We start from the raw sequence: 26166 nt of genomic DNA, 5'->3' as shown, positions 1-26166 counted from the left end.
TAATGGCTGATAACTTAAGTTTAGAATTAATAAAATGCCTCATCAATCAACCTGGATTAGATGTTAATGTTAGAGGATTAAATGGAAAAACCCCACTACATTGCGCTATAGAGTTTGATGAATTAAGTATGGTGGATCTGCTACTCACAAAAAAGAATATCAATCCTTTTGTAGAAGATAATGAAGGTAAAACATCTCTTGATTACGCCAAAGAAGCGAAAAAAGCAGAGATATTACAAGCGCTAATTAGTAACAAATACGGGTCAGAACAAGATAGCTTACTTCATTTGGCTGCAATGATAGGTGAAGTGAATGCAGTTAGATATTTGATAGGAAAAGGTATTGACGTTAATGTACGAAATGCTTTGCATCATACTCCATTACATCTAGCAGCAGGCATAGGACATGAAAATGTTGTCAAAATTTTAGTGGAAGAAGGAAAAGCCGAAATAGATGTCTTTGATGCACGAAATCAGACACCAATGCACTATGCAGTTAATAATAAAAAGTTGGAGATAGTAAAGTTACTGCTAAAGCTAGGAGCAGATGTAAATAGCGCGCGCATGGGACAAAACTCAATGAAATTGTCGCCTGTGCATATAGCTGTAAGTAATACTAATTATGATGAAAGAGACTTATGTCTTGATATCCTCAAATGCTTAATAAGGGAGCCTAATGCTCAAGTAAATTTGCAAGACTACGAAAATAAAACACCTCTACATTACGCTGAAAGACTTAAAACAATAGAGGTCTTACTAACTCGAGAAGATATAGACCCTCTGGTAAAAGACGATAGCGGCAAGACACCATTTGATTACGCTAAACCTGAGATAAAGAAGGCTTTGATGAGTAATAAGTACGGTTCTGAAAAGAATAGTCTACTCCATTTAGCTGTACAAACGGGAGAAATTGAGATTGTAGATGCAATTTTAAAAGAAGAAATCGATATTGATATTGTAAATAATAAAGGTCTATCACCGATTTACCTTGCTGCGGAAAAAGGGCATTTACATGTAGTAAAGTTATTGCTGAAAAAAGGAGCAAATTATACACCTGTTCTGCACTTAGCAATCAAATCAAACAATTTAGAGTTACTCAAAGTTTTGTTTACTGAAAAAAATGGGGCATTGCTCTGCAGAGATACCGTTGTTAATTTTCCAACCATTCATAATAAATATATAGCACAGAGAGAAATAGCAGATAAAAGGATGAAAAAACATAATAATATTGTCTGCATCTATGTTTCAATTAGTGCAATAGCAGTAGCGGCATATATAGGTTTAACGGCAACAACAATAAGCAGTGCAATCATTTTTGCAACAATAACAGGAGTATTTGCGCTTGTTATAGCAATAATGATAAGTGAGATGAGCAAAAGATATATAGAAAAGGAATTTCAGAAAAAGATGTTTATGGAATTGGAGGAGTGTAGTTCTACTGTTAATGATATCGAGATAGAACCAATTATGAGTAGATGCAGACAATGATATACGCCACATCTTTTTCTGAAGGTTTAAGACCAGATCCACTACTTAAAGTATCAGAGTGGGCGAATGAGTATCGAGTTCTAGCATCAACTGCAGCATCAGAGCCAGGTAAATGGAGAACAGAAAGAACTCCTTATTTAAAAGAAATAATGGATTCACTATCACCATCTTCACCTGCAGAAAAAGTAGTATTCATGAAAGGAGCGCAGATTGGGGGAACAGAAGCTGGTAACAATTGGATTGGCTACATCATAGATCAGACACCAGGTCCAATGCTGGTAGTACAGCCAACAGTTGAAATGGGAAAGCGTTGGTCAAAAGGAAGATTTGCGCCACTGATTGAAAGTACACCATGTTTAAAAAGTAAAGTAAAAGACCCAAGGTCAAGAGACTCAGGAAATACTGTGCAAAGTAAGGAGTTTCCAGGTGGAATAGTAGTAATAACCGGAGCAAATAGCAGTGTAGGACTTCGTTCTATGCCAGTAAAATATCTCTTTCTTGATGAGATAGATGCATATCCAGGAGATTCAGGAGGAGAAGGAGATCCAGTTTTACTCAGCATAGCTCGTACCAATACATTTGCACGGCGAAAGATTTTTTTAGTATCAACACCAACGATTCATGGAATAAGCAGAATTGAGAAGGAATTTGAAGCAACAGATAAGAGATATTTTTTTGTACCATGTCCGCATTGTAATTACTATCAAGTTCTAAAATGGTCACAAATAAAATGGGAAAACAACGACTCAAGAACAGCACATTATGTCTGCACTGAATGTAGCGGCAAAATAGAAAATCATCAAAAGACAGAGATGCTTGAGCGTGGAGAATGGAGAGCTACAGAGGCAAAAGAAGGGGAGAAAAAAGGATTTCATCTTTCAAGTCTTTATAGCCCAGTTGGTTGGTATAGTTGGCAACAAGCAGTAGAAGATTTTCTTCATGCAAAAGAAAGTGAACAATTACTAAAAGTATGGATAAATACTACGCTTGGAGAAACTTGGGTAGATAAAGGAGAAGTACCTGATTGGAAGCAATTATTTAACAGGAGAGAATTTTTTCAGATTGGCACAGTACCAAGGAGAGAAGTGGTACTTACTGCAGGAGTAGATGTCCAAAAAGATCGTCTAGAGGTGGAAGTTGTAGCATGGGGAAAAAGTCGTGAAAGTTGGTCAATAGACTACCGAGTATTTGAAGGAGATACAGGAGGTGGAGAAGTATGGGGAAAGCTTTCGGAGCTCCTCAATCATCATTTTATCGGTGAAAATGGGCTTGAATATATGATAAGTATGATGGCAGTAGATGCTGGATATGCAACGCAAGAAGTATACAACTGGGTAAGAGGTCATCAAGGATCTGGAAGAGTAATGGCAGTTAAAGGTGTAAATAAAGCCCTAGTGCCACTTAGCAGCCCAAGTAGAGTTGATATAACAGTTGGTGGTCAAAAGCTAAAAAGAGGAATAAAGCTCTGGCCAGTAGGAGTATCGATATTAAAGTCAGAGCTTTTTCAGCTACTTAATATTTTAAAAGAAGAAGAGAAAGTGCCAGCAGGATATTGTCATTTTCCTGAGTATGCACCCGAATATTTTAAGCAGTTAACGGCAGAGCAATTAGTCAGTAAGGTAGTAAAAGGATACACCAAACAGGAGTGGCAAAAGGTAAGAGAAAGAAATGAAGTGCTAGACTGCCGAATTTACGCAAGAGCAGCATCTATTGCGCTTGGAATCGATCGTTGGCCAGAGAGTAAATGGAATAGTTTAAGTGAAAAGCCAGAAAGCAAAAAACCTAAAAAAGTGAGACAAAGCAAATGGTTGAATGAGAAGTAAGATGTACAGCGAAGAGTATTTAATTCAAGTCGAAGAAGCGATAAAGAAACTACAAAACGGAGAGCGAGTAGTATCAATTGCATATGGTGACCATGTGGTGAGATATGCTGAAGTTCAGATAAATGACTTGCTGAATTTACGGCAACGTATTAAGGCTGAACTGAAAGTTGCAGGTATGAAGCCTAAACGAAAGATTATTTTTGCAACAAATAAAGGAGTTATATGAGGGAAAATTTTCTGAGAAAAGTTGTAAAAGAGGAATATTCTGAATTTTTAGAGCAATTAAAAACTTTCATAAAACTATGGGACAATAGAGAGAGTTCAGTAAATGGAATAATAGATTTGTCACATTGGCAAGAAAATGTGGATTTTGAGTTAGCTAAAGAGAGTGGTATAGTTGGAGTAATTCATAAGGCAACGCAAGGAACAGAGTACATAGATTCAAAATACAAAGAAAGAAGAAAAGAAGCTGAAGACTTGGGTCTATTATGGGGTTCATATCATTTCGGTGTAGGGGAAGATGGAAAGGATCAGGCAAATCACTTTTTGAATACAGTGGGTAAAGCTAAAAATACAATTGTTGCTCTTGATATTGAAGAGAACGAAAGTGGAAAAAATATAGAACCAAGACAAGCAGAAGATTTTATTAAAAAAGTTCAAGAAGAAACAGGGCGTTCACCTTTAGTGTATGGAGGTGCTAATTTTTTGAAAGATTTTGCCACACCAATTTTGACTAAATGTCCATTATGGATAGCAAGATATGGAGATCAACCTGTTTTACCGCAAGGCTGGAATAAGTGGATTTTATGGCAATACACCGACGGTAAAAATGGTCCAGAGCCACATGAAGTAAGTGGAATCGGAAAATGTGACAGAAATAAATTTAACGGCACATTAAAAGAATTAAGAGAATTTTGGTTAGTATGATGCTGAAAAATTTCAAACAACTATTTAGCAAGCCAAAAATCAAAAGTTCAGCCTGGGATGCAGCAGGGTCAGGAAGAAGATTTTTTCACTTTCAACCAGAGTTAGGAAGTATAAACAATTTGCTGTCTCAAAGCCTTGAAACTTTACGTAGTAGATCACGTGATATGGTGAGAAAAAATCCATATGCAGCAAATATTATTGATACAATAGTAAGTAACTCTATTGGAACAGGAATAAAGCCGCAATCAAAAGCAAAGAATGCAGAATTTAGAAAGAAAGTGCAAGAATTATGGCTAAAATGGACAGATGAAGCAGATAGTAACGGAGTAAGTGATTTTTATGGTCTGCAGGCTCTAGTATGCAGAAGTATGATAGAGGGAGGAGAATGTTTTGTACGTTTAAGAACGAGAAAGCTGGAAGATAGATTTTCTGTACCATTACAACTGCAAGTACTTGAGTCTGAACATTTAGATAATAAAACAAATCAAACTTTAGGAAATGGTAATGTAATAAGAAACGGGATTGAGTTTAACAGGCTTGGGCAAAGAGAAGCATACTACCTATTTAAAGAACACCCTGGTGAAAATACCTTTGGAGAGTCAGTAAGAGTGCCAGCAAACGATGTTTTACATATCTATAGACCACTAAGACCTGGGCAAATTAGGGGAGAGCCATGGCTTTCTAATATACTGCTAAAGCTTTATGAACTTGATCAATACGATGATGCAGAATTGGTAAGAAAAAAGACTGCTGCGATGTTTGCAGGGTTTATTACAAGACTCGATCCTGAAGCAAATATTTTAGGTGAGGAGCAAGCAAATGAGCAAGGAGTAGCACTATCTGGCCTAGAACCTGGAACAATGCAGCTTTTAGACCCAGGAGAAGATATAAAATTTTCAGAGCCATCAGATGTTGGAGGAAGTTATGAAGCGTTTATGAGACAGCAACTCAGAGCAATAGCGATTGGTACAGGGATAACATATGAGCAGCTAACAGGAGATTTAACCGGTGTTAATTATTCATCCATTCGAGCAGGGCTGATAGAGTTTCGCAGAAGGTGTGCAATGTTACAGCATAACGTGATAGTGTTCCAGTTTTGTAGACCTATTTGGAATAGATGGCTAGAATTAGCAGTGCTTTGTGGAGAACTAAGTATAGATGAAAAAGTAGCAAAAGCAGCGAAAGAAGAAGTGAAATGGATACCACAGGGATTTGATTGGGTGGATCCTTTAAAAGATCAACAAGCACAGCAAATGGCAGTAAGGAATGGCTTCAAAAGTCGATCGGAAGTAGTATCAGAAATGGGTTACGATGTAGAAGAAATAGATCAAGAAATAGCAGAAGATCAGAGTCGTGCAAATAGTCTCAACTTAATGTTTGACTCTGATTGTAAAGGATTATGATGCTCTTAGGAAAGCCATTAATGCTTGAACCAAGGAGTTTTGAGCTACTATCGCTATACAAAGGAAAACAGCCAATTTTCAAAAATCACTCTATCAAAAGTAACGTAGAAAGAACTGCAATTATACCAATTCATGGAATCTTGACGAAAAAACCAGGTGCGTTTGATGAAATGCTTGGGATGACATCATATGAGCAAATAGAAGAACAAATTGCACAAGCATTAGCAGATAGTAGTATAGAGACTATTTTACTGGACATAGATAGCCCAGGAGGAGAGGTAAATGGAGTATTTGACTTAGCTGATTTTATCTATAGTGCAAGAGGAAAAAAGAGGATAATAGCGATAGCAAATGATGATGCATATTCTGCAGCGTACGCTATAGCTTCTAGCACTGAGAAGGTATTTGTGAGTAGAACTTCAGGAGTAGGAAGTGTTGGAGTAATAGCAAGTCACATAGATCAAAGTAGGTTTGATGAAAAGCAAGGTATTAAGTATACCACAATCTTTGCTGGTAGTCGAAAGAATGATTTAAATCCACATGAGCCAATGACGTCTGAAAGTCTGGGAAGCTTACAAAAAGAAGTAGACCGACTATATGAAATGTTTTTGCAGCTAATAGCAAGGAACAGAGGTCTTTCAATTGAAAAGATTCGATCAACAGAGGCAGGGCTATATTTTGGGGAGAAAGCAGTAGAAATAGGCCTTGCAGACGGAATGACAATTCTTTCATCTATTAATAAAAATAGGAGTATTACTATGAATGAACAAACTACAAATGACCTAGAAACTGATAATTTAACCAAGTATCGTACTGAAGTTCTTGAATTAATACGTTTATGTAATTTATCGAAGATGCCAGAAAAGATAGGAGAATTTATTGAGCAAAGTGTAAGTGTTGAGCAAGCAAGGGAGGTTTTAATGGAATTACTTGCAGAGCGAACGAAAAAGACAGAGATACTGAGTGCAATACCACAGAATTCAGGAGAAGAGTTGATGATGCAGGTAGCGAAAAGTCGTGCGCAATCAAACATTTAAAGTATGTGTATAACCGCCGTGTATAACAACCACAAATATGGCGGTAAAAAAATAAAAAAAGGAGAGAAAAAGACATGATAAGTATAACTGAAGGAAATAATTTAGGAGATCTTCTGAAATATGAAGTGTCCAACTTATATTCAAGAGATCAGATAACAGTAGCCAAGGGACAAAATCTAAAGCTGGGAACAGTAGTTGGTTATGATACTAAAGATGGTTTTATTAAAGCTTTAAATCCAACTGCCACAGATGGTACACAAACGGCGATAGGAGTGATAGCAAGCGATGTAAACGCAAAGGAAAATAGTAAAGGAGTAATTATTGCTCGTGGTGCAATGCTAGCTGATCATGCAGTTGTGTGGCCAGCAAATATTACTGAAGAACAGAAAGCTACAGCAATAAAGCAACTTGAAGGACGAGGAATCATTATCCGTAAAGCGGCCTAAAGCTATATTAAACAATAAAAAACACAAAGGGGGAAAAGAAAAAATGCAAAATCCATTTACAAATACAGCATTTAGCATGACGGCACTAACAAATGCGATGAATATATTGCCGATAAATTATGGACGGGTTGAAAATTTAAATTTATTTCCAAATAGGTCAGTAAGATTTAGACATATTACAATAGAAGAACATAACGGAGTTTTAAGTTTACTACCAACGCAAGTTCCAGGGGCGCCAGCAACAGTAGGAAAAAGAGGAAAAAGAAAGGTAAGAACGTTTACGATTCCACATATTCCACATGATGATGTAGTACTGCCAGAGGAAGTACAAGGAATAAGGGCATTTGGATCAGAGAGTGAACTGAAAGCGCTGGCAGATGTAATAACTGACCATTTGCAGCTAATGAGAAATAAACATGCAATAACGTTGGAGCATTTGCGGATGGGAGCGCTGAAAGGAATAATTTTAGATGCTGATGGGTCAGAATTACTAAATCTGTACAACGAATTTGAAATAACACCAAAAGTAGTAAATTTTGCACTAGGAACAGCGACAACCGATGTCAAGCGTAAATGTCTAGAAGTATTGCGGCATATTGAAGATAATCTAAGTGGTGAATATATGACCGGGATTCATGCTTTGGTAAGCCCTGAGTTTTTTGATGCATTAACTTCGCATAGTAAAGTGAAAGAAGCATACGAAAGATGGCAAGAAGGAGCAGCACTTCGGAATGATATGAGGTCAGGATTTACGTTCTGTGGCATAACATTTGAGGAATATAGAGGGCAAGCAACTGACCCTGAAGGAACGGTTAGAAGATTTATTGAGAAAGATACAGGGCACTGTTTTCCAGTAGGAACAGCAAGCACATTTACAACATATTTTGCACCAGCAGATTTTAATGAGACAGTAAATACTCTTGGACAGCCACTATACGCAAAACAAGAGCCGAGAAGATTCGATAGAGGGACCGATTTACATACGCAGTCAAATCCTCTGCCAATGTGCCATCGTCCGGCCATTTTGGTAAAAATTACTGTGTAAATTTGTGAACGTATTGTAATCTTAGCAGTATATTTTTATTTATAGGTAAAATATGACAGAACTATTAGGAAAAATAATTCCAATATTAATTATAAAAGACGCTACGTCTGCTATTGAATTATATAAACAAGCCTTAAATGCAAAAGTATTGGAAATTCACTTTGATGAAAACAATAAGAATATGGTAATGCATGCAGCAATACAGATAGGTGATTCATTAGTATATATCGATGATGTACAAAGTAATTCTATCGCTGGCGGGAATGTTTTACAAGCTGCTAAGCTATGTGTCTATGTTGAAAATGCTGACGAGTTGTTTAATAAGGCAGTAAGTAAAGGAATGCAAGTAGAAAAGTCGTTAGAGAATATGCATTGGGGTTACAGATTTGGTGTAGTAAAGGATGAATACGGTATTCAGTGGTGTTTCTCCAGTCCATTGAAAAAGTAGCAGAAGGTGAAAAACATATCAAAATTATTTAAAGATTGCTTCGAACATCTGGGGCAGCAAGCTTTGTATGAGTCAAAGGATAAGTCATATATGGTACAAGTATTAAAGCAAGAGCCAGATAAATTATACGAGATTGGTGAAGGACAATTTGTGGGAGAGATGCTTTTTCTTGAGGTAAGCATTTTTGATATACTGAGGCCAATTGTAGATACCGTCTTGCAAGTCAACAAAAAAATTACAAAAATTGTTCAAGCTGTATCATAAAATTAAAAAATACTTCCAATTCACATTTTGTGTAACGGTACACAGATTATAGTTAGTGAATATGTTGATAAGTAAATTTCCGCTTTTTTGTACGTATAAAATTAATTTACTTATCAACATATTCACTAACCAGTTACAAAATTTGTGTAAGATACTATTTTACATAATTGGAGCGTTTTTTGATTTTAAAGCACTAAACTTTCAGCCAAACTCCTAGCTCTGTAGTTTTTGATATGATCTGGATCAAAAGCCTTCTTTGACCTTAAAACACCAAAAACAATATGGAGTAACTTACGCATTGCAGCTCCCACAATGGCCATGTTATGCTTGCCTTTCTCTTTTAACCTTTTGCAAAAAGTCATAATAGTAGGATTATGATTCTTAGCTACTATGGCAGGAAAGTACATTGCCTTACATAATGTTCGTGAACCGGATTTACTTAATCTGGGCTTGGCATGTACAGACGTACCTGACGTTATATTTCGTGGTATAGCTCCAGCATATGCTGCCAATTGCCTGGCATCCTTGAAAGCTTTTATGTTAGGAACTTCAGCCAAAATAGCTACTGCTGATTCTTCTCCTATTCCTGGAATGGTCAATAGAAGTTGAAAATTTTCCAACAATTCTTTGTGTTTATTTAATAGTTCACGTAAGGAGTTTTTTATTCTTTCTATTTTTTGTTTTATGTTCATTGCAAGGTCTTCCCAAGCATTTGCAACTTCTTTAGGCAGTCTCTCTTTTTTTTCTAAGTGGTTATTTACTAATGTCAATTCATCTTTTAACGCAGCCGAGCAACGATAAAGATGCTTTAATTTCTTTAACTCAGGAGAAGGTGGTGCCCAACGAATAGGTTCCTGTCTTTGGCAATAATCGGCAATTATCTCTGCATCAGTCTGATCATTCTTTTGTCGTATAAGCTTACTTTTTGCATAAAATCTTATACAAGCTGGATTAACAACACTCACAAAATGTCCAGTATTGTGTAGAAATTCAGCTAAGGCTTCACTATAACAACCAGTAGCTTCCATGCAGGCTTTTACTTGTTCTACATTATGCTTTTGTAGAAAGCTCAGTAAACCTTGAAACCCATGATCATTATTCTTGAAACTCCTTTTCCTGGTTTCACGTTTTCCTTTGTTGCTTATGAATGAAAGAGAAACATCAAAGCGATCTTTTGATATGTCTATACCCAAAAAGTTGTTGATCATATATAACTCCATACGTTACTATTAAAATGAAAAGTAAGGCTAACCTTGTGGATACAGAATTATAACCATTTAGGTCTTTCTACGATACCGTTCAGCCTATACTTTTGAGAAGGGAACTCTTGTCTACCACACAGATTTTATATCTAAGGAGATATTCAAAGTTCTTCCCTTCTCCACCTAATGCTTAAGCTTAAAACATCAGATGCTTTTGACAAGATACAAGGAGATATTTTTGTTATAGGTGATTGCAAATACAAAATACACACGCCACCACTTAGGGATAAGTCTGGAATGATCTGGAGAATCGAAGCATCTGGGGTGTAAAATGTCTGTGCATATAGAAGTTGAGGTAATAGAAAGTGTAAATGCTAAAAGAAAAAAAATAGAATTAGCAATAGTGAGAGCATTAAACAAAACAGCACTATGGTTAAAAGCGCAAGCAGCTAAGGAAATCAGTGAGGAAAAGAAGATAAAATTAAGTTTGATAAGAAAGAGATTAAGAATTTTTAAGGCGAAAACTAGCAGATTAGAAGTGTTAATTAGAGCAAATCTCTATGACATTAGAGCATCGGCAATTGGCAAAATACAAAAAACAAAAAGAGGATCGAAAGTAGGAAAGCATGAGTTTATAGGAGGATTTGCAGCAGTTATGCCAAAAGGAAATAGCGGTATGTTTAAACGTGAAGGAAGAGCAGCATTTCCAATAAAGGAAGTAAAACTACCACTGGAACCAGAGGCTTCAAGGATAATAGGGAATCTTGTTAATTATGAAGTTGAAGAAGTCTTTACAAAGTTTTTTGAACGTGAATTGAGCTATAAAGGATGAATTTGAAAGATTTACATGATAAAATTTGTACCACGCTGAAGAGAGAAATACCAGCAATTCAAACTTGTGAAATTTATCCATCGATAAGAAAAGAATTATTAGCGCCAGCGTTATTTGTAGAGCTTGTGAGTTTAGAATCGGGAAAAGATCCTGGAACAGAGGAATTAGCGCTGAAAGCAAGATTTGAAGCACGCATTGTGACTGATAGCACAATAGAAAATGCCCCTATTATTGTCAGAACATTAGCAGCAGAAGTAGCAAGAGTAGTAAATAAAAATACTTGGAATGTGGAAAATGTTTCACCAGGAGAATTTATCTCTGCGGAAATTGACGGATTTAGACCCGAATTAGATGCGTATTTGTTGTGGTTGGTTGAGTGGAGTCATCAGCTTCATTTAGGTAAATCGATATGGACAGAAAATAAGATTAAACCACATACGATTACAATAGGAGAAAATGTTAGAGAGTAATTTTGCTATTTCAGAGCTGCAAAGAAAATTAGCAAACATTGTACGAATAGGGCTTGTAAAAGAAGTAGATTATGAAAAAGCAAAAGTAAGAATTAAAATAGGCGAATTTTTAACAGATTGGTTGCCATGGATAACAAGCAAAGCAGGAAAAGATAGAAATTGGTCTCCGCCAGGTATTGATGAGCAAGTAGTGATACTTTCCCCGCTAGGAGAATTATCTTTAGGAGTAGTACTTCCTGGAATATATCAACAAAAGTACTCTGCTCCAGAAAATAAAAAAGAGGTGAGTAGCTTAACATTTCAAGATGGAACAAAGTTGTCATACGATAAAGATAAACATCATTTAGAGATTGAAGTAGTAGACAAAATAACACTGAAAGCTGGGGAATCGAGCATAGAAATGACAAAAAGTGGAATAAAACTGAAAGCAGAAAGGATCGACTTAAATTGAACAAAGGAATAGTAAGGTTAGGAGACTATTGTGGAGAAGCTATACCACATTTCTGCATTAGCGGAAGTAATAATGTTTTTGTAAACGGTAAGTCAATATGTAGACAAGGAGACAGTTTTAGTGAAGGAAAAGTAATGATTCAAGGATCAAAAATAGTGTTTGCAAATGGTCTTAGTGTAGGAAGAGTAGGAGATATAGTTTCATGTGGGTTTAAAGTAATAAAAGGCAGTGAAAGCGTCTTTGCAAAATAGAAATGAAGGGTATGGATGCTAAAACAGGAAAGACGTTAGAAGGAATAGAGCACTTAAAGCAGTCGATAATTGATATACTGACCACTCCTATTAACAGTAGAATAATGAGGAGAGATTATGGCTCAAGATTATTTGAATTGGTGGATAAGCCAATAAATCGTGATTTTACACTAGAAATTTATGCAGCAGTAGCAGGAGCACTAGAAAAATGGGAGAGAAGGTTTAAATTAGAGAAAGTGAAGATAACAGAAGTAAAAGAAGGGAGAGTAACATTGAATTTAGAAGGTGTCTATCTTTCAGAAGGTAAGTTCATAAATATTAATGGAGTAGTTGTTTAAAAATGCAGCAGCCAAATATTATCGAACCACTGAACTTTGAAGAGATTTTTGCTCGGATGAAAGAAGAATTAATAAGTCGAGATAAAAGTTTTACAGCACTAATTGAAAGTGACCCAGCGATGAAGATTTTAGAAGTAGCAGCCTGGAGAGAGCTTTTGCTGAGACAAAGAATAAATGAAGCGGTAAAAAGCAATTTACTCAAGTTTGCAAGGGGAGAAGAGCTTGATAATTTAGCTGAGTTTTATGGAGCAGAGAGGCAAGATGGAGAAGAAGATGAACGCTTCAGAAAAAGAATCAAGGCAAGAATAGTTGGCTCAAGCACAGGAGGGAGTAAAGAGCATTATCGGTTTCAAGCACTCTCAGCAGATAGAAGAGTAAAGGATGCGCTGGTTGAGTCAAAAGTGCCAGGAAGTGTAGAAATCTCAATTTTATCCACAGAGTTATCCACAGCGTCAGAAGAGCTACTAGAAATTGTAAAAAAGCAGGTTACTAGAGATGATATAAGGGTTTTAACCGATACAGTAAAAGTGATAGGTTGCAATATTATGGAAATAGATATTCACAGCAGAATGAGCATAAGTCCTGTAATATCAAAGGAGGAAATCAAGAAGCAATTTATTAAGAAGTTTGAAGCAAGCAAAAGGTTGGGATGGAACGTAACAAGATCATGGATAATAGCAAATTTGTTTGTAGAGGGTGTAGAAAACGTAGAATTAATCGAGCCAAGAGAGGATGTTGTGGTTCTGGGGAATGAGTGTGCAGTGCTTGGCTACGTCAAGTTAGATAGGATTTAAAACGTATTTTTTTTGTTTTGTGCCAGTGAGGGGATTGCGTGCAATAAGTGGTTTAAGGTTTACTGGATCCAATGTTAGGGAGACGAAAGTATTGATTTTCTTCCAGAAGTTGTAACTTGTTTTTTAAAGTATGGATAATATGGTCAAATATTATGGAGAGTGTTTTCGATATTAAGAACATCTTTATTTTTCTGCAATGATCTCTTGCTTACTCATAAGCTACCTAAATAAAGGAAGTTAAAGCAACTTGAAAGAAAAGACAAATGAAAAGTTTATTACCGCCAAACGCAACAAAGCAAGAGCAAGCACTGGTTGATGCAATAGATTATAAGGTTGATCCAAGCTGTATCAGAGGGTTTAAGTTCAACCTGAAAGAAGAAACATTACCATGGATAATAGAAGAATATGGTTTAGAAGAGATATTGCGCTGGGTAAAAAATAAAAGAAGGGCGATAGTAGAAGGAGTAAAATTTCAAAGACTGAGAGGAACACCTGCATCACTTAAAATAGCACTAAAGTGGGCAAATATAGAAGATATTACAATTATCGAAGAACCACCTGGTAAACACTTCTTTGAATTACAAATAGGAATAAAAGATGTTCCAAATGACTTTTTTGTAGATGCAGTAGTAGAACTTGCAAAACTATCATTACCAGCAAGATCAAGGCTAATGAGGATTTTTAATGACTACTATAACGTTGATAGGTTTATATTAGATGAAAGTATATTCGGCAGCTTATTATCAGACTATTCAGGTAGAAAAGTTGAAAAAGATGGACCAGTGTTATCGTTTGGAAGAATAAATTTTTTCAGTTCTAGAGGTCCGTTAGTAGAGATTGTAGACAACTATTTAAGAGAGCATTATGAACAAACATTTAGTAATGACATATATCGATTAGATGTAGCAGTACTTGGAGAAACAGAGCCTCACACAAAGAATTATAACGGTATTTATGAAAGAAATCATTTGTGGTACAACTTAAAAGCACTATATCCATTACCACAGAGTTTATTACCATCGATTAAATTTGCAAAAGCGCAGATAGTATTATCAGACAGTTGGGATTTAGGAGACATAAATACGTGCTTTCCAGTTAGTAGCGTAGAAGAAAGAGGAAATAAATTTGTATTGGGAAGCGATAAACTTTCAGGGCAATATTGGAATTTAAAACACAAGCCAATTTTAGAAAGATTTAGCGTTACTCATAACTATAAAGTAGAAAATTATACAGATCAGAAGGTCAGAAAATATGTTTTAGCAGAACACAACGTTTACTATAAAAATGATTTGGATTCAGAGCAAAAAGACTCAATACACGAATTAGAAAAGCACATTTTAGTATTTTACCCGGGAGTACTGAAGTGGCATGAACATCGACATTTGCACAGAAGTTGGAAAGATAGTCGAATAATATCTTTAATAAGTTAAGTACTTATATTTAGATCCTCATATATATTATTAATAATAGGTAAAAGTGTATGAAATAAAAAGAAAAAGACTTGCTTTCTCATGCTAAAAAGGACATGACTTGAATAGCAGCAGGTAAATATAAGAAATTTGTCTGGTGCTAGAAAAGCTAATTTTGTGAGGTATGAAATGAGTTTTAGCAAGTTTTTTAAAGAAGTATCAAGTAAAAATATTAATAAAAGAAATGAAGAAGGAGAGACGATCTTGCATCAAGCAGTAGAAATCTCTGATTACAAAACAGTGAGATTATTAATAAAAAAAGGAGCAGAGGTAAATGCAAGAGATAAAAATGGTTATACACCTCTACACTGTGCAGTATTCGCAAAGAGTTTAGAAAATGTAAAAGTGCTGCTAAGGTCGGGAGCAGAAGTAAATGCCACTCAATATGTCACTGGATGTACGCCACTCCACTCTGCGTGCAAGATGGGAGGAGCAGGAGTTGAAATAATAAAAGAGCTGGTAAAGGCTGGAGCTGAAGTTAATCAACTGAATAAGTACGGCGCAACGCCAATGTATTACATCTGGGAAAGTGAAAAGTATCGTCTATGTGATAGCAAAGAGAGTGAAAAGGCGAGTAAATTTTTGAGAGAAAAAGGAGGAATAACAAAAAGTAGAGAACTGACGTGCTATGGAATAGAGGGGCTAGTGGGAGAAATAGCAGACATGTTGAATGGAAGCTACATGCCGGAGCTAAAAATAATAGAGATAGGAGAAATAAGGAAGAGAGACAAATCGCTAATAAAGAAAGAATGTCAAAATTTAGCAAGCAAGATAATCAGCCAAGTGAATGCAATGATAGATGAGGTGGTAAAAAGGAAGGCTTAGGTTTAAAGAAAAGGTGGGGTAAGTTATGGTAAAGCTGGGTAAAAAAGATAAGTCACTATTAGAGAACTCGTTTAAAAATATTTATGAAAGAGACGAAAAAGGAAGAACAGCTCTACATTATGCAGTAGAGGTAAAAACAGTGAGGTTATTAATCGAAAAAGGAGTAGATGTGAATGCAGCAGATGTAAGAGGACATACAGCACTGCATCTAGCGATAACGGAGAAACGTCTAGAAACAGTTAGAGAATTGATAAAATCAGGAGGGAATGTAAATGCTGAAGAGTATGGCAATAAATGCACTCCGCTGCATCTTGCATGTATGGTCGGAGAAAAAGAAATAGTGGAGGAGCTAGTAAAAGCAGGGGCTGAAATAGAGCAAGCAGATAAATTTGGAATAACAGCGATGGATTATGCGAAAAATAGCAAAGAAATAGCCGAGGTATTAAAGAAAGAAACAGAGAAAATGGAAAGTTTGTTAAAAAAATAAGAGTCGTATCAGAAAGCGCAACAGCAGTTGGCAAAGGAAGGGCTAGACCAAATTTGAAGGCTGTAGCTGATAAAAGTTGGTCTTTTTCATAAGAGTAAATGGATTGATGGAAAAAAGGAGTGGTAAGGCTCCTTGCACTACAAAAACATTTGCAGGAGAAACTATGAGAAAAAGAACATTAACTTGCCGATACGAGCCAGATGAATTAGCGGAACAACATCTAGCAGACGCCTATGAGCTGTTACTAAGGTATGCGGTAAAAAGAAACAATGAAAAGGAGATAAAGAAAAATGATAACAGTGGCCTTATATGCAAGAGTTTCATCGAAGAGTCAAGCGCAGAACAATACAATAGAGAGTCAAATTGCCGAGCTCAAGCATAGAATTGCTGCAGATAAGCATGAGTTATTGAATGAGTATGAATTTAAGGATGATGGGCTTAGTGGGTGGAGTTTAGAACGTGAAGGTTTAGATGCATTACGTGATAAAGTAGGAGAAGATCAAATTGATAAAATTTATATTCATTCACCTGACCGACTATCAAGAAAATCTGCACATCAAATGATATTACTTGATGAATTTGAAAAAGCAGGAGTAGAAGTAATATTCTTAAATCATAAGACTGAAAATAATCCAGAGTCTAAATTGTTATTGGGAATGCAAGGATTAGTGGCAGAATATGAGTGTACAAAGATTATGGAACGTAGTCGTAGGGGAAAACTCCATAGAGCAAAAAAAGGCTGTGTAAGTGTAATTGGCATTGCACCTTTTGGTTATAATCGTATAAAGCATGTAGATAGAGAAAAGACAAAGTTTGAAATAAATGAAGAGGAAGCAAAAATAGTAAAGCAGATATTCATGTGGGTAGGGCAAGAGAGAATAAGTATAAGGGAAGTGATACGTAGACTAAGAGATAAGTCAATTAGAACAAGAACTGGAAAGAAGGTGTGGTGTCCAATAATAATTTGGAAGGTGTTAAGAAATCCAGCATATAAAGGACAAGCAGCGTTTGGTAAATTAAAGAGGGTTGAAAAAAGAGAAAGAAATAAACAAAAGGTTTCTATCTGTCGCACAGATGAGGACAGCTGGATTTATATACCAGTACCAAAAATAGTTGATGAAGGGTTATTTAATAAAGTACAAAAGCAACTGGATGAAAATAGAAAAAGAGCAAGGATGCAGAGAGAGGGAGGAAAAAAGAAATATCTATTACAAGGTCTAGTTGTGTGTCAAAACTGTGGATATGCGTATAGTGGTGCACAATGTGGAGTTGAAGGAAAAAAGTTTAGCTATTATCGCTGTAGTAGTACTATACGTATTACTGATGGTAGGGAGAAGTGTACTAATAAATTGGTCCGTACAGATATGTTAGAAACAGCTATATGGGAAAAGGTGAAAAATTTACTAAAAAACCCAGAGATAATAAAAAATGAGTATCACCGTAGAATTGCAGAAAATAAAAATGATGAATCATCAGATAAGAAGTTTGCAAGAAGGGAAAATCAAATAAAACAAGGCATCGAAAAGTTAATGGAAGACTATTATAGTCAAGAAAATGTAGGAGATAAAGGATATATAAGTGAGGAAGAATTTAAACAGACGATGAAAAGAATGAGGGAACGCTTAAGAGGGATAGAAGAAGAGAAGAAAAAGGTAGTTGATCAAAAAGCAATAGAGAAGGGAATGAACCTTATCATCAACAGTATAAAGAGTCTTTATTCCAGTGTAAAATCTAATTTGGAACAGCTAGATTGGCAAACTAAGCGTGGCATCATTAAAGCATTAGTAGAACGAATTCAGATTGGTTATGATCAGGTAGAAGTGGCGTTTAGAATCGAAGAACCAGCACAGGATGGAGAGATTTTTAATTTGCAACATTGTACTGGACGTCATGACAATAAGAGTATTTATCCTTTAGAATTAATTAAGAGAAAATTTTTTCTTGACTTGTTGTATAATTTGATAAAAGTGATCAAAATCTAAGCTTGCACTACCAATTAAAACTCCCAATAGATTTGGAATACTGAGCAAGTTTCCTATATTTTCTGAGCTGACTGAGCCACCATATATAATGTGTTTTTTACCAGTACACAATTTTATTATCTCTATCACCTCAGCAATTGCGTCATTATTTGGCACATTTCCTGTTCCTATTGCCCATATCGGTTCGTATGCTATGGTATATTCACCTTGTGTTGGCAAACGGTTTTTGCATTGATATTCTATTACTTCTTTTGTTTTTTTATTTTTATAATCTTCTGAGTTTTCACCTACACAGATGATTGGGTGTAATCCTGATTCTATTGCTGTTTTCGATTTAAGTTTTATTTCACTATCTTTTTCATGAGCCCTTTCAGAATGTCCAAGTATTACGTAACTACATCCTAGTTCCTTCAACATTCCTGCACTAATTTCACCTGTGTAAGAACCGAACTCTTTATGATGGCAATTCTGTCCTCCTATTTTAATATTGTTATTCAACTCTATATTGCTTGGAAATGATGTAAAAGGAGGGCAAATTACTAATTTAGAGGTAATTTCGTTGCTCTTGTTGTTAAGTTTGCCTATAAAGTCAACAAATGAAGAACGTGTTCCATTCATTTTCCAATTTGCTACTATTAAAAAAGACATCAATTTTTCTTATATGAATGAGAGTGCCGGCTGTCGGACTTGAACTGACAACCTACTGATTACAAGTCAGTTGCTCTACCAATTGAGCTAAGCCGGCATTAAATACACTGACAATATACAATTATTGATGAATTTTCGTCAACTAATTTTTAAAATACTGCATACTAAGATCATATGAAAAAATTTTCACTGAAGCCAAAAAAAGAGTCTAGGGCAAAATTTTATTTTATCGAATGAGATAATAAAAAGAATAGTTGCCTTAGCTGGTAGCCTGAAAGATTTTAATGTTATTGAAATTGGTCCTGGGTATGGTGCGTTAACAAGAGAAATATTGGCGTATAATCCAAAGTTTCTACTTTCTATAGAAAAAGATAGTAGTTTAGTGAAACATCACGAACAATTGCTAAATGAGCATCAGGGAAAATATAGAATTATAGAAGCAGATGCACTTAATGTTGTAGAAAAAGAGCTGGTAGAATGTCCAGTCAAAGTCATTGCTAACTTGCCTTACAATATCTCAGTAGCGTTATTTTTAAAGTGGTTAAATAATATAAAATTTTTTACGAATTTGACGTTAATGTTCCAAAAGGAGGTAGCAGAGCGTATTACAGCAGAACCTAATTCTAAAGATTATGGTTCCCTATCAGTGCTAAGCCAGTTACTATGCGACATAAAAAAGGAATTTGATATTGAACCTAAAGAATTTTTTCCAAGACCAAAAGTATATTCTTCAGTAATTACAGTAAAACCTTTACCCACTCCAAGATTTGCAGTAAATTTAGAAACCTTAACAAAGCTAACACGTGCTGTGTTCGCTCAAAGAAGAAAGATGCTGAGAAATAGCTTGCAAAGTATAACTAGTGATGTCTCAACTATTCTTGAGAATACTAAACTGAGTGGAGACGAACGTCCAGAAAGCTTAACTATTGAGCAGTTCTGTTTGCTAGCAAATAATATAATTATGCGATAAATATATTAGGAGCTACATCCCTCTTCTATCCTATTTTGATCTAAAAATAGCTGGAGCCAGGCTAATTTTGCAAAAGCTCTATTGCAATTTCATTAATTGGCGTATAAGCTTTAAATAAAGCATATGAAAAAAATGGAAGCTTGTTATTCGTTTGACGATGTACTTCTCTTACCGGCCTATTCTGATGTATTGCCTCGTGATGCAGACACAAGAACTTATCTAACAAATAATATAGAACTAAATATCCCTCTCATATCCTCTGCAATGGACACTGTCACTGAATCAGGCTTTGCAATAGCTATTGCCCAACATGGTGGAATAGGTTGCATACATAAGAATTTATCAATAGATGAACAAGTGTTAGAAGTAAGAAGGGTGAAAAAATATGAAAGCTGGATCGTGTATAACCCAATTACAATTTCCCCAGATAAAACAGTTGCAGAAGCAGTTTCATTAATGAGAGAGTATAATTATTCCGGCATTCCTGTAGTTGATCAACGCAAGTTAGTGGGAATTTTAACTAATCGAGATGTGAGGTTTATTGAAGACCAGAACATGAATATAAAAGTTTCCGAGGTAATGACAAAAGATAAGTTAGTAACAGTTCGAGAGCAGGCAGTAAACAGCGCCTCAGCAATGAAATTGTTGCATGCAAATAGAATAGAGAAGCTTTTGGTTGTTGATGAAAATTCTTGTTGCATAGGTCTAATCACAGTTAAAGACATCGAAAAATACAATAGATATCCAAATTCATGTAAAGACAGTAAAGGTCGACTCAGAGTTGCCGCTGCAATTGGTACTGGTGAAAAAGACGGTATAGAAAGATGTGAAGCTTTGATCGGAGAGGAAGTCGATGTGGTTATTGTAGATACCGCTCACGGTCATTCCGAGAACGTTATCAGCACCATTAAGGAAATAAAAAAGATGTATCCGAATACGCAATTAATCGGCGGAAATATTACAACAAAGGAGGCTGCTGAAGCGTTAATTGATGCTGGTGTTGATGCAGTAAAGGTTGGAATAGGGCCCGGATCAATTTGTACTACCAGAATAGTTACAGGTGTTGGTATGCCGCAATTCTCTGCAATCAAGAATGTTGCAGAGGTGTGTAGAGCAAAAAACGTCAGACTAATTGCTGATGGTGGAATAAAATATTCGGGAGATGTTGCAAAAGCTATTGCAGCTGGTGCTGATACTGTGATGATAGGTTCAATCTTTGCTGGTACTGAGGAAAGCCCAGGTGAGATTATCATGTATAAGGGTAGAGCATATAAGGAATATCGAGGAATGGGATCTATTAGTGCAATGAAACGAGGGTCAGCTAGCCGTTATTTTCAAGATTCAAAACTTGATTTAGTCCCACAAGGAGTAGAAGCAAGAGTTCCTTTTAAAGGTCCAGCTTCAGGAGTGATCTGTCAGTTAATTGGTGGGTTGCAAGCTGCAATGGGTTACACTGGCAACCGTAATATAGAAGAGATGAAAAAAAACTGCAAATTTGTCACTATTACTTCATCAGGGTTAAGAGAAAGTCATGCTCATGATATAATCATTACACAGGAAGCTCCAAATTACGCTTACCAAGCATCTAATTTATCATCTGATTCAGAGTAAATACAATCCCCTTTTGAGTGGGTCATTTCAACACTGGTACACAATTGATATTAATATTAAGAGTCAAAAAGATGTCATCTAAGTGGCTGACACTGGAAAATCGATTGTAAATAAACTGACTACATAAAATTTTTGATCAAAATCAGTGCTATAAGTTGGAATAGCAACTTAAGGTAGATTGCCAGCTTAATATATTTTGATAAATCCAAATTATTTTAGCTATAAGAGAGCTTTGCTTTTTTGCTCCATCAGAATTGGCTTACTTTTAGTGATTCATGGAGTTAAAAAAGTCAGCATTGCTCTTTGTTAAAAGTAATTTGTCACGTAAAAACTCCATTGCTTCAACAGATCCCATAGGGTTAAGTATCCTACGCAATACCCATATTTTATTTAGTATGGCCTTATCAACTAATAGCTCTTCCTTCCTTGTTCCGGATTTTGTAATATCAATAGCAGGGAATATACGTTTATCAGCAAGTTTTCTATCTAGTATAATTTCAGCATTACCTGTGCCTTTAAACTCTTCAAAAATAACATCATCCATTTTTGAACCAGTTTCTATAAGGGCTGTAGCGATGATTGTCAAAGAACCACCATTTTCAATATTACGAGCTGCTCCAAAAAAGCGTTTTGGTCTTTGCAGCGCATTTGAATCTACACCACCGGTTAGAACCTTTCCAGACGAAGGAATGACTGCATTATAAGCACGTGCAAGGCGAGTTATAGAATCAAGCAAAATCACTACATCTTTTTTGTGTTCAACCATTCTTTTAGCTTTTTCTATTACTATTTCAGCAAGTTGGACATGACGGTAGGCAGGTTCATCAAATGTAGAGCTTACCACTTCACCCTTTACAGAGCGTATCATATCTGTCACCTCTTCGGGTCTTTCATCTATAAGTAATACTATTAGTTCTATTTCAGGATGATTTGTAGCTATAGAGTGAGCCATTTGCTGAAGCAATATCGTTTTTCCTGTACGAGGTGGAGCAACTATCAATGCTCTTTGTCCTTTTCCAAGAGGTGTAACTATATCTACAGCACGCATGTTTATATCTTTTTTATTATCTCCGCTACTGTTGTTTTCAAGGATGAGGCTTTTTTCAGGATAAAGCGGAAGCAAATTATCAAAATGGACGTACTTTCTTAATTCACTGATTTCAGTAGAGTTTATACTGTGAACCTTAGTTAAAGTAAAATATCTTTCCTTATCACCAGGTGGCCTTATTTCTCCACATGCCATATCTCCTGTACGTAAATTAAACTTCTTTATTTGGCCATTGGAAATATAAACATCATCGGTACTTGGAGCATAATTTGCACTTGATGAACGTAAGAAACCAAAACCATCAGGCAATATTTCCACTACTCCACTTCCTGTGGTTATGCCTCCTTCTTCACTCATTTTCTTCATTAAACTGAATATCATTTCCTGTTTTAGCATCCTGCCATTGCCTTTACCACTAGTTGAAATTTTTCTTTCTTCAGCTAGCTCTAACAATTCTTCTGCTGTTTTCTCTTTCAATTCGCTCAGGTCCAACGTTTTCTTGTTTTTTTCAGCACCTTCACTGGTCATTTGTTTTACTGCGTCAGCATTATGAATTTGTTCGCTTTTTTCAGGTTGACCTACAACCTCTCCTTTTGCTAAGACATCTTCATTGATTGTTGTCATAATCCTCCAAAAATTTTAATTGATGCTTACTAACCTAAAATGTGAGTATAAAACAATAAATTAGGCTGAGCTAGTTTTTAGTGCGTATTTAGACTTAATTATTATTAAACTAGATACTTTACTTACATTATACTGATAAAAACTAACAAGTCAAGTCAATTTAATATTAACAAAGTACAAGAATTTGAGAATCATCAATAGCTATTATTTATATTTTTTAATCTTTGTTTCTTCTCTTCTTCTACTTTCGCTTTTTCTACTTCCGCTTCTAAATTTTCCTGGCTACATAAACCAAGTAGTACAGGATCTTGAGGTTTGATATTGAGTATGTTATGATGAGATCCATCTCTTACCTGCTCAACTGTGTAATTTGTTGTACTAACTAGCTTAGCTATCACATTATTGTTCAAGATAGGAAATTTTTTTACCAAATAATAAATCGCATTAGGTTTATCTCTACGCCTTGCTGTGGAAGCAAAGGCAAGAAAGCTAATCGTCTTTGCCCTTTTTTTTATATTTTTTATAATCAAATTTGGTACACGATTTGGATTTTTTTTGCAATTATCGATTTCTTTTTCAGTAATTATTTCAGAAATAATAGGGTCATACTTTTCAACTTCTATTTCCTCATCAGCTATGTCTTGTACTTTTTCAAGGGATAACTTGCAACATTGTGCTATTTGATCAAAAGTTAAGCTAGTGTTATCAACCAACCAAGCAGCTACCTGCATGAGAAATTGTTCATTTCTATCTTTATTGTCTTTAGAAGATTCCATTGACATCGAAAAAACATCTCCCATTTTAATATTCCTTTACTGTTATAGAAATAAAATATAAACCATTAAAACTAAAAAAGCATTAACTTTGTCATCCAATGGCTTTTTGGTTTATATTTCTTATCTCTTAGAACCTGTTCATAATCTTTTAAGGAGGAAAGAAGTAAAAGCAAATTTGTAGGCTAGTATTAAGTTTACGCTCGCAATTTTTCCAAAGTCGCCTACATTTTTCCAACCAGGCAAGAGATCTCTCACGTTAGCTAGTTGTTACTCTCTAATCCTGAAAATTGGCGTTCTATACTGTCTTAAACGTTTTATAAGCTCGTTTCAGCTTATGTAGGTAAAAACCTAGAAATATTGTGAAGACATAAGGTGCACATAGTGCAAAAAATTAAAAATAAGACGCTAACTGTATAATACTTTTGTCGTTTAATCTGCACAGATTGAAGATAATAAAATACCTTCAGTCTTATGATAAGGAAAATGGAAAAATGTGTAAAGTAATCTTTTTCACCTCTGTGAGCTACTTGAATTAAAAAAGAAGAGATACTAACCTCTTGCATTCAAACTCACATAAATCATGAATTATGCATGTTTCACACGAAGGTTTTTGCGCTTTGCAAACATATCTACCATGCAAAACTAGCCAATGATGAGCATAAAGTAGGTATTTTTTTGGCACTACATTCAAAAGAGACTGCTCTGTTTTAAGTACATCTTTTTCTTTCACAAGCCCAACTCTATTGCTCACTCTAAAAACGTGAGTATCAACTGCCAATGTTGGAATACCAAGCCCTGAATTTAAGAATACATTAGCGCTCTTTCTCCCAACCCCTGGTAAAGATACCAAATCATCGAAATTAGTAGGCACTTTGCTATTGTACCGCTCAATCAATATTTTACTGAGCCCGATTATATTTTTTGCTTTAGAATTATATAAACCAATACTGCTTATGCATTTTCTCAGCTCACTTTGCCCAAGATTCAACATTTTTTCTGGCGTATCAGCGATACTAAATAGCTCCTTTGTAATTTTATTAACACTTATATCGGTTGTCCGCGCTGACAGAACTATTGCAACTAATAACGTAAAATGATTGGTATAATTTAGCTCTATTTTTGGCGCAGGATTTGACTGTTGAAATTTTTCAAATATTAATTCTACTTTTTTTGAGTCCATGCATAGAGCTAAAAGCTTATACTATACTGTTTGCTGTGCAAATTCAATTGCTCGAGGATGAGGTAGTCCTTCAGTATTAACATCAGACATATCAGTTTTTACCTCATCAAAATTCCTTTCAGCAAACTCGCTTGCCACTTCTGCAAAACATTTTCTAACAAGAGGCATGATAATTGGCATTAACAGTTTTCGTGGATCATACCGTCCTAACAGATCAGTCTCCTTTTGCACTCTATCTCTTGGATCCTCTTCTAGTAAATCTTTTGTGTGCTTGTCAGCATATATTTCACAGCCTTTTGAGAAAATAGGAGCTAATGCTTCAATTAATACTGCCAATAACAATAGTGGACCAAGTACAGCTCCACCAACAGTTAATCCATTAGCAATGAAATTTATTGTAACTAAATAAACAGAAAAAGCAGCTAAAGGATAGTTGATAAGAAGTTTACTGCTTAGCTCGATATAGCTCATCTTACTTATGAATTCATCAGTAGAAATTTCTGAATTTTTATACTTTTCCATATAATAATTCACTAATAAACCAGAGGCTCTACTAATAGCGATGTTAAATGCTATGATCCACCATGAAAAATAGCAACCTATAGTAACTGTAGTTAATATAGCTAAAGGCAGAAAACTTATTTTTGGTACTAACATTAGAGCATTTTTGCGCTCTATAAATTTCAATGCTAATGTCTTTTTATCTTCTTCAATTAGGCTTCTCTTTTCTTTTAGAGGAGTAATATAATTGAATAATTGTATGCTTGGCTTTGCTATATATTGATATAACTCTTGCATTAACTTTGCACTTTGTACACTCTTCTGAAAATTATCTAAATTTGGATTTAGCAAAATCCTCTCTATTTGAGCCTGAAGTTCATTATAGCTTTTTAGGTCTTCTCCAAACGAACAATCATTTCTTTTTAGTATAGCAATCAACCCATCAAAATCTTTACCTACAGCTTCTTCCTCACTGATTTTTAGCTCGTTAAACAACTTTCTCCTATAGTGAAACTCTCTTGCCGTTAAACGTCCATTACTTTCAGCACCAACACTGACTTTAACACAAGGATTTCCTGACTCCAAAGGTTCAATGTACTTTTTTAGCTCTTGATAAGCTTTATAAATCTGATCAAATCTATTTTTGTCTCCACCTTTGTCAGGATGGTTTACAAGAATTAACTTCTTATGCTGCTTCTTCAAAATTGCGCTAAGCTCTTCATAATTCTTGTCTACAACTTGCTTAGCTTCTATTTCTAATATGTCGAACAGATTAGCATTATCACGAAACTCCTGATTAGTTAACTTAAAATGTTGACTCATTACTA

At 35.4% G+C, this 26166-nt stretch carries 28 protein-coding genes, 1 tRNA gene and 3 pseudogenes; 24 read left to right on the top strand and 8 right to left on the bottom strand.

Annotation, left to right across the window (positions count from 1 at the left end):
* Positions 1 to 2 precede the first annotated feature (2 nt).
* From OOL05_RS01395 to OOL05_RS01350, 10 genes are all read left to right on the top strand, one after another.
* Entirely contained in the window at positions 3 to 1487 is a 1485-nt protein-coding gene (locus OOL05_RS01395) for an ankyrin repeat domain-containing protein (RefSeq protein WP_236514945.1), read from the top strand.
* Positions 1484 to 3310, top strand: a complete 1827-nt coding sequence (locus OOL05_RS01390; RefSeq protein WP_236514946.1) for a phage terminase large subunit family protein — start codon at positions 1484 to 1486, stop codon at positions 3308 to 3310. The genes OOL05_RS01395 and OOL05_RS01390 overlap by 4 nt, the downstream gene beginning before the upstream one ends.
* Before the next feature lies 1 nt (position 3311).
* The gene (locus tag OOL05_RS01385; protein WP_143688727.1) at positions 3312 to 3536 is read left to right on the top strand and encodes a gpW family head-tail joining protein; all 225 of its coding nucleotides are present in this window, start codon (positions 3312 to 3314) and stop codon (positions 3534 to 3536) included.
* A complete protein-coding gene (locus tag OOL05_RS01380; protein ID WP_237350031.1) occupies positions 3533 to 4237 on the top strand; it encodes a glycoside hydrolase family 25 protein in 705 nt (234 codons plus the stop codon). Before OOL05_RS01385 ends, OOL05_RS01380 begins: the two co-directional genes overlap by 4 nt.
* Positions 4234 to 5640 carry a phage portal protein gene (locus OOL05_RS01375; protein ID WP_236514950.1) on the top strand — a complete coding sequence of 469 codons (1407 nt, stop codon included), beginning with the start codon at positions 4234 to 4236 and terminating at the stop codon, positions 5638 to 5640. The genes OOL05_RS01380 and OOL05_RS01375 overlap by 4 nt, the downstream gene beginning before the upstream one ends.
* On the top strand, positions 5640 to 6677 hold the full coding sequence (locus OOL05_RS01370) for a S49 family peptidase (protein WP_214303452.1): 1038 nt from the start codon (positions 5640 to 5642) through the stop codon (positions 6675 to 6677). Before OOL05_RS01375 ends, OOL05_RS01370 begins: the two co-directional genes overlap by 1 nt.
* A gap of 74 nt (positions 6678 to 6751) precedes the next feature.
* Complete coding sequence (locus tag OOL05_RS01365; RefSeq protein ID WP_038536951.1) at positions 6752 to 7123, top strand: head decoration protein; 372 nt, start codon at positions 6752 to 6754, stop codon at positions 7121 to 7123.
* 43 nt (positions 7124 to 7166) lie between these two features.
* Positions 7167 to 8168, top strand: a complete 1002-nt coding sequence (locus OOL05_RS01360; protein ID WP_236514954.1) for a major capsid protein — start codon at positions 7167 to 7169, stop codon at positions 8166 to 8168.
* Between the two features lie 52 nt (positions 8169 to 8220).
* On the top strand, positions 8221 to 8616 hold the full coding sequence (locus tag OOL05_RS01355) for a VOC family protein (RefSeq protein ID WP_007302872.1): 396 nt from the start codon (positions 8221 to 8223) through the stop codon (positions 8614 to 8616).
* 6 nt (positions 8617 to 8622) lie between these two features.
* Positions 8623 to 8880, top strand: coding sequence for a head-tail joining protein (locus OOL05_RS01350; protein ID WP_264730500.1), 258 nt, complete (start codon positions 8623 to 8625; stop codon positions 8878 to 8880).
* A 185-nt stretch (positions 8881 to 9065) separates the two neighbouring features.
* Here the strand turns inward: OOL05_RS01350 and OOL05_RS01345 are convergent, their stop codons facing one another.
* Positions 9066 to 10088: an IS110 family RNA-guided transposase gene (locus OOL05_RS01345; protein WP_070357039.1), complete on the bottom strand. Its 1023-nt coding sequence runs from the start codon at positions 10086 to 10088 to the stop codon at positions 9066 to 9068.
* Between the two features lie 216 nt (positions 10089 to 10304).
* Between OOL05_RS01345 and OOL05_RS06815 the strand changes: the two are divergent.
* The 12 genes and pseudogenes from OOL05_RS06815 to OOL05_RS01290 form a co-directional block, all read left to right on the top strand.
* Positions 10305 to 10412, top strand: a pseudogene (locus tag OOL05_RS06815) (head-tail joining protein); the annotation flags it as partial.
* A 1-nt stretch (position 10413) separates the two neighbouring features.
* On the top strand, positions 10414 to 10914 hold the full coding sequence (locus OOL05_RS01340; protein ID WP_264730498.1) for a phage tail protein: 501 nt from the start codon (positions 10414 to 10416) through the stop codon (positions 10912 to 10914).
* A complete protein-coding gene (locus OOL05_RS01335) occupies positions 10911 to 11384 on the top strand; it encodes a hypothetical protein (RefSeq protein WP_236514960.1) in 474 nt (157 codons plus the stop codon). The genes OOL05_RS01340 and OOL05_RS01335 overlap by 4 nt, the downstream gene beginning before the upstream one ends.
* On the top strand, positions 11371 to 11835 hold the full coding sequence (locus tag OOL05_RS01330) for a phage baseplate assembly protein V (protein WP_012481798.1): 465 nt from the start codon (positions 11371 to 11373) through the stop codon (positions 11833 to 11835). Before OOL05_RS01335 ends, OOL05_RS01330 begins: the two co-directional genes overlap by 14 nt.
* Positions 11832 to 12086 carry a PAAR domain-containing protein gene (locus OOL05_RS01325; RefSeq protein WP_236514961.1) on the top strand — a complete coding sequence of 85 codons (255 nt, stop codon included), beginning with the start codon at positions 11832 to 11834 and terminating at the stop codon, positions 12084 to 12086. The genes OOL05_RS01330 and OOL05_RS01325 overlap by 4 nt, the downstream gene beginning before the upstream one ends.
* A gap of 2 nt (positions 12087 to 12088) precedes the next feature.
* A complete protein-coding gene (locus OOL05_RS01320) occupies positions 12089 to 12424 on the top strand; it encodes a GPW/gp25 family protein (RefSeq protein ID WP_264377831.1) in 336 nt (111 codons plus the stop codon).
* A gap of 2 nt (positions 12425 to 12426) precedes the next feature.
* Positions 12427 to 13218 carry a baseplate assembly protein gene (locus tag OOL05_RS01315; protein WP_264377832.1) on the top strand — a complete coding sequence of 264 codons (792 nt, stop codon included), beginning with the start codon at positions 12427 to 12429 and terminating at the stop codon, positions 13216 to 13218.
* A 263-nt stretch (positions 13219 to 13481) separates the two neighbouring features.
* Complete coding sequence (locus tag OOL05_RS01310) at positions 13482 to 14648, top strand: phage tail protein (RefSeq protein ID WP_236514965.1); 1167 nt, start codon at positions 13482 to 13484, stop codon at positions 14646 to 14648.
* A 168-nt stretch (positions 14649 to 14816) separates the two neighbouring features.
* Positions 14817 to 15512 (top strand): ankyrin repeat domain-containing protein, encoded by a 696-nt coding sequence (locus tag OOL05_RS01305; RefSeq protein WP_264730494.1) that lies wholly within the window; start codon positions 14817 to 14819, stop codon positions 15510 to 15512.
* Positions 15513 to 15537: 25 nt separating this feature from the next.
* Positions 15538 to 15999 (top strand): ankyrin repeat domain-containing protein, encoded by a 462-nt coding sequence (locus OOL05_RS01300; protein WP_236514967.1) that lies wholly within the window; start codon positions 15538 to 15540, stop codon positions 15997 to 15999.
* 76 nt (positions 16000 to 16075) lie between these two features.
* Entirely contained in the window at positions 16076 to 16381 is a 306-nt protein-coding gene (locus tag OOL05_RS01295) for a hypothetical protein (RefSeq protein WP_264730491.1), read from the top strand.
* A complete protein-coding gene (locus OOL05_RS01290; RefSeq protein WP_264730489.1) occupies positions 16290 to 17981 on the top strand; it encodes a recombinase family protein in 1692 nt (563 codons plus the stop codon). The genes OOL05_RS01295 and OOL05_RS01290 overlap by 92 nt, the downstream gene beginning before the upstream one ends.
* On the opposite strand, the gene OOL05_RS01285 is transcribed toward OOL05_RS01290, so the two are convergent.
* Together OOL05_RS01285 and OOL05_RS01280 are read right to left on the bottom strand one after the other, a co-directional pair.
* Positions 17919 to 18629, bottom strand: a complete 711-nt coding sequence (locus OOL05_RS01285; RefSeq protein WP_264686627.1) for a triosephosphate isomerase — start codon at positions 18627 to 18629, stop codon at positions 17919 to 17921. The two genes, OOL05_RS01290 and OOL05_RS01285, sit on opposite strands and share 63 nt — an antisense overlap.
* A gap of 24 nt (positions 18630 to 18653) precedes the next feature.
* A tRNA-Thr gene (locus OOL05_RS01280) sits at positions 18654 to 18726 on the bottom strand.
* Positions 18727 to 18803: 77 nt separating this feature from the next.
* Between OOL05_RS01280 and rsmA the strand changes: the two are divergent.
* A pseudogene (rsmA, locus tag OOL05_RS01275) lies at positions 18804 to 19599 on the top strand (16S rRNA (adenine(1518)-N(6)/adenine(1519)-N(6))-dimethyltransferase RsmA).
* A gap of 123 nt (positions 19600 to 19722) precedes the next feature.
* The gene (gene guaB / locus OOL05_RS01270; protein ID WP_264730487.1) at positions 19723 to 21210 is read left to right on the top strand and encodes an IMP dehydrogenase; all 1488 of its coding nucleotides are present in this window, start codon (positions 19723 to 19725) and stop codon (positions 21208 to 21210) included.
* Positions 21211 to 21475: 265 nt separating this feature from the next.
* On the opposite strand, the gene rho is transcribed toward guaB, so the two are convergent.
* The 5 genes and pseudogenes from rho to OOL05_RS01245 all read right to left on the bottom strand — a co-directional run bounded on the left by rho (position 21476) and on the right by OOL05_RS01245 (position 26161).
* Positions 21476 to 22882, bottom strand: a complete 1407-nt coding sequence (gene rho, locus OOL05_RS01265; RefSeq protein WP_264378026.1) for a transcription termination factor Rho — start codon at positions 22880 to 22882, stop codon at positions 21476 to 21478.
* A gap of 194 nt (positions 22883 to 23076) precedes the next feature.
* Positions 23077 to 23682: a cell cycle transcriptional regulator TrcR gene (locus tag OOL05_RS01260; protein WP_010402270.1), complete on the bottom strand. Its 606-nt coding sequence runs from the start codon at positions 23680 to 23682 to the stop codon at positions 23077 to 23079.
* Positions 23683 to 23796: 114 nt separating this feature from the next.
* Positions 23797 to 23911, bottom strand: a pseudogene (locus tag OOL05_RS01255) (IS5/IS1182 family transposase); the annotation flags it as partial.
* A 279-nt stretch (positions 23912 to 24190) separates the two neighbouring features.
* Entirely contained in the window at positions 24191 to 24838 is a 648-nt protein-coding gene (nth, locus tag OOL05_RS01250) for an endonuclease III (protein WP_010402332.1), read from the bottom strand.
* A 21-nt stretch (positions 24839 to 24859) separates the two neighbouring features.
* Positions 24860 to 26161: a molecular chaperone DnaJ gene (locus OOL05_RS01245; RefSeq protein ID WP_264730485.1), complete on the bottom strand. Its 1302-nt coding sequence runs from the start codon at positions 26159 to 26161 to the stop codon at positions 24860 to 24862.
* Positions 26162 to 26166 lie beyond the last annotated feature (5 nt).

Source organism: Wolbachia endosymbiont (group B) of Episyrphus balteatus (genome assembly GCF_947250575.1).
In the GTDB taxonomy this organism is placed as follows: domain Bacteria; phylum Pseudomonadota; class Alphaproteobacteria; order Rickettsiales; family Anaplasmataceae; genus Wolbachia.
This window is presented reverse-complemented; position numbering and strand designations above follow the sequence as displayed.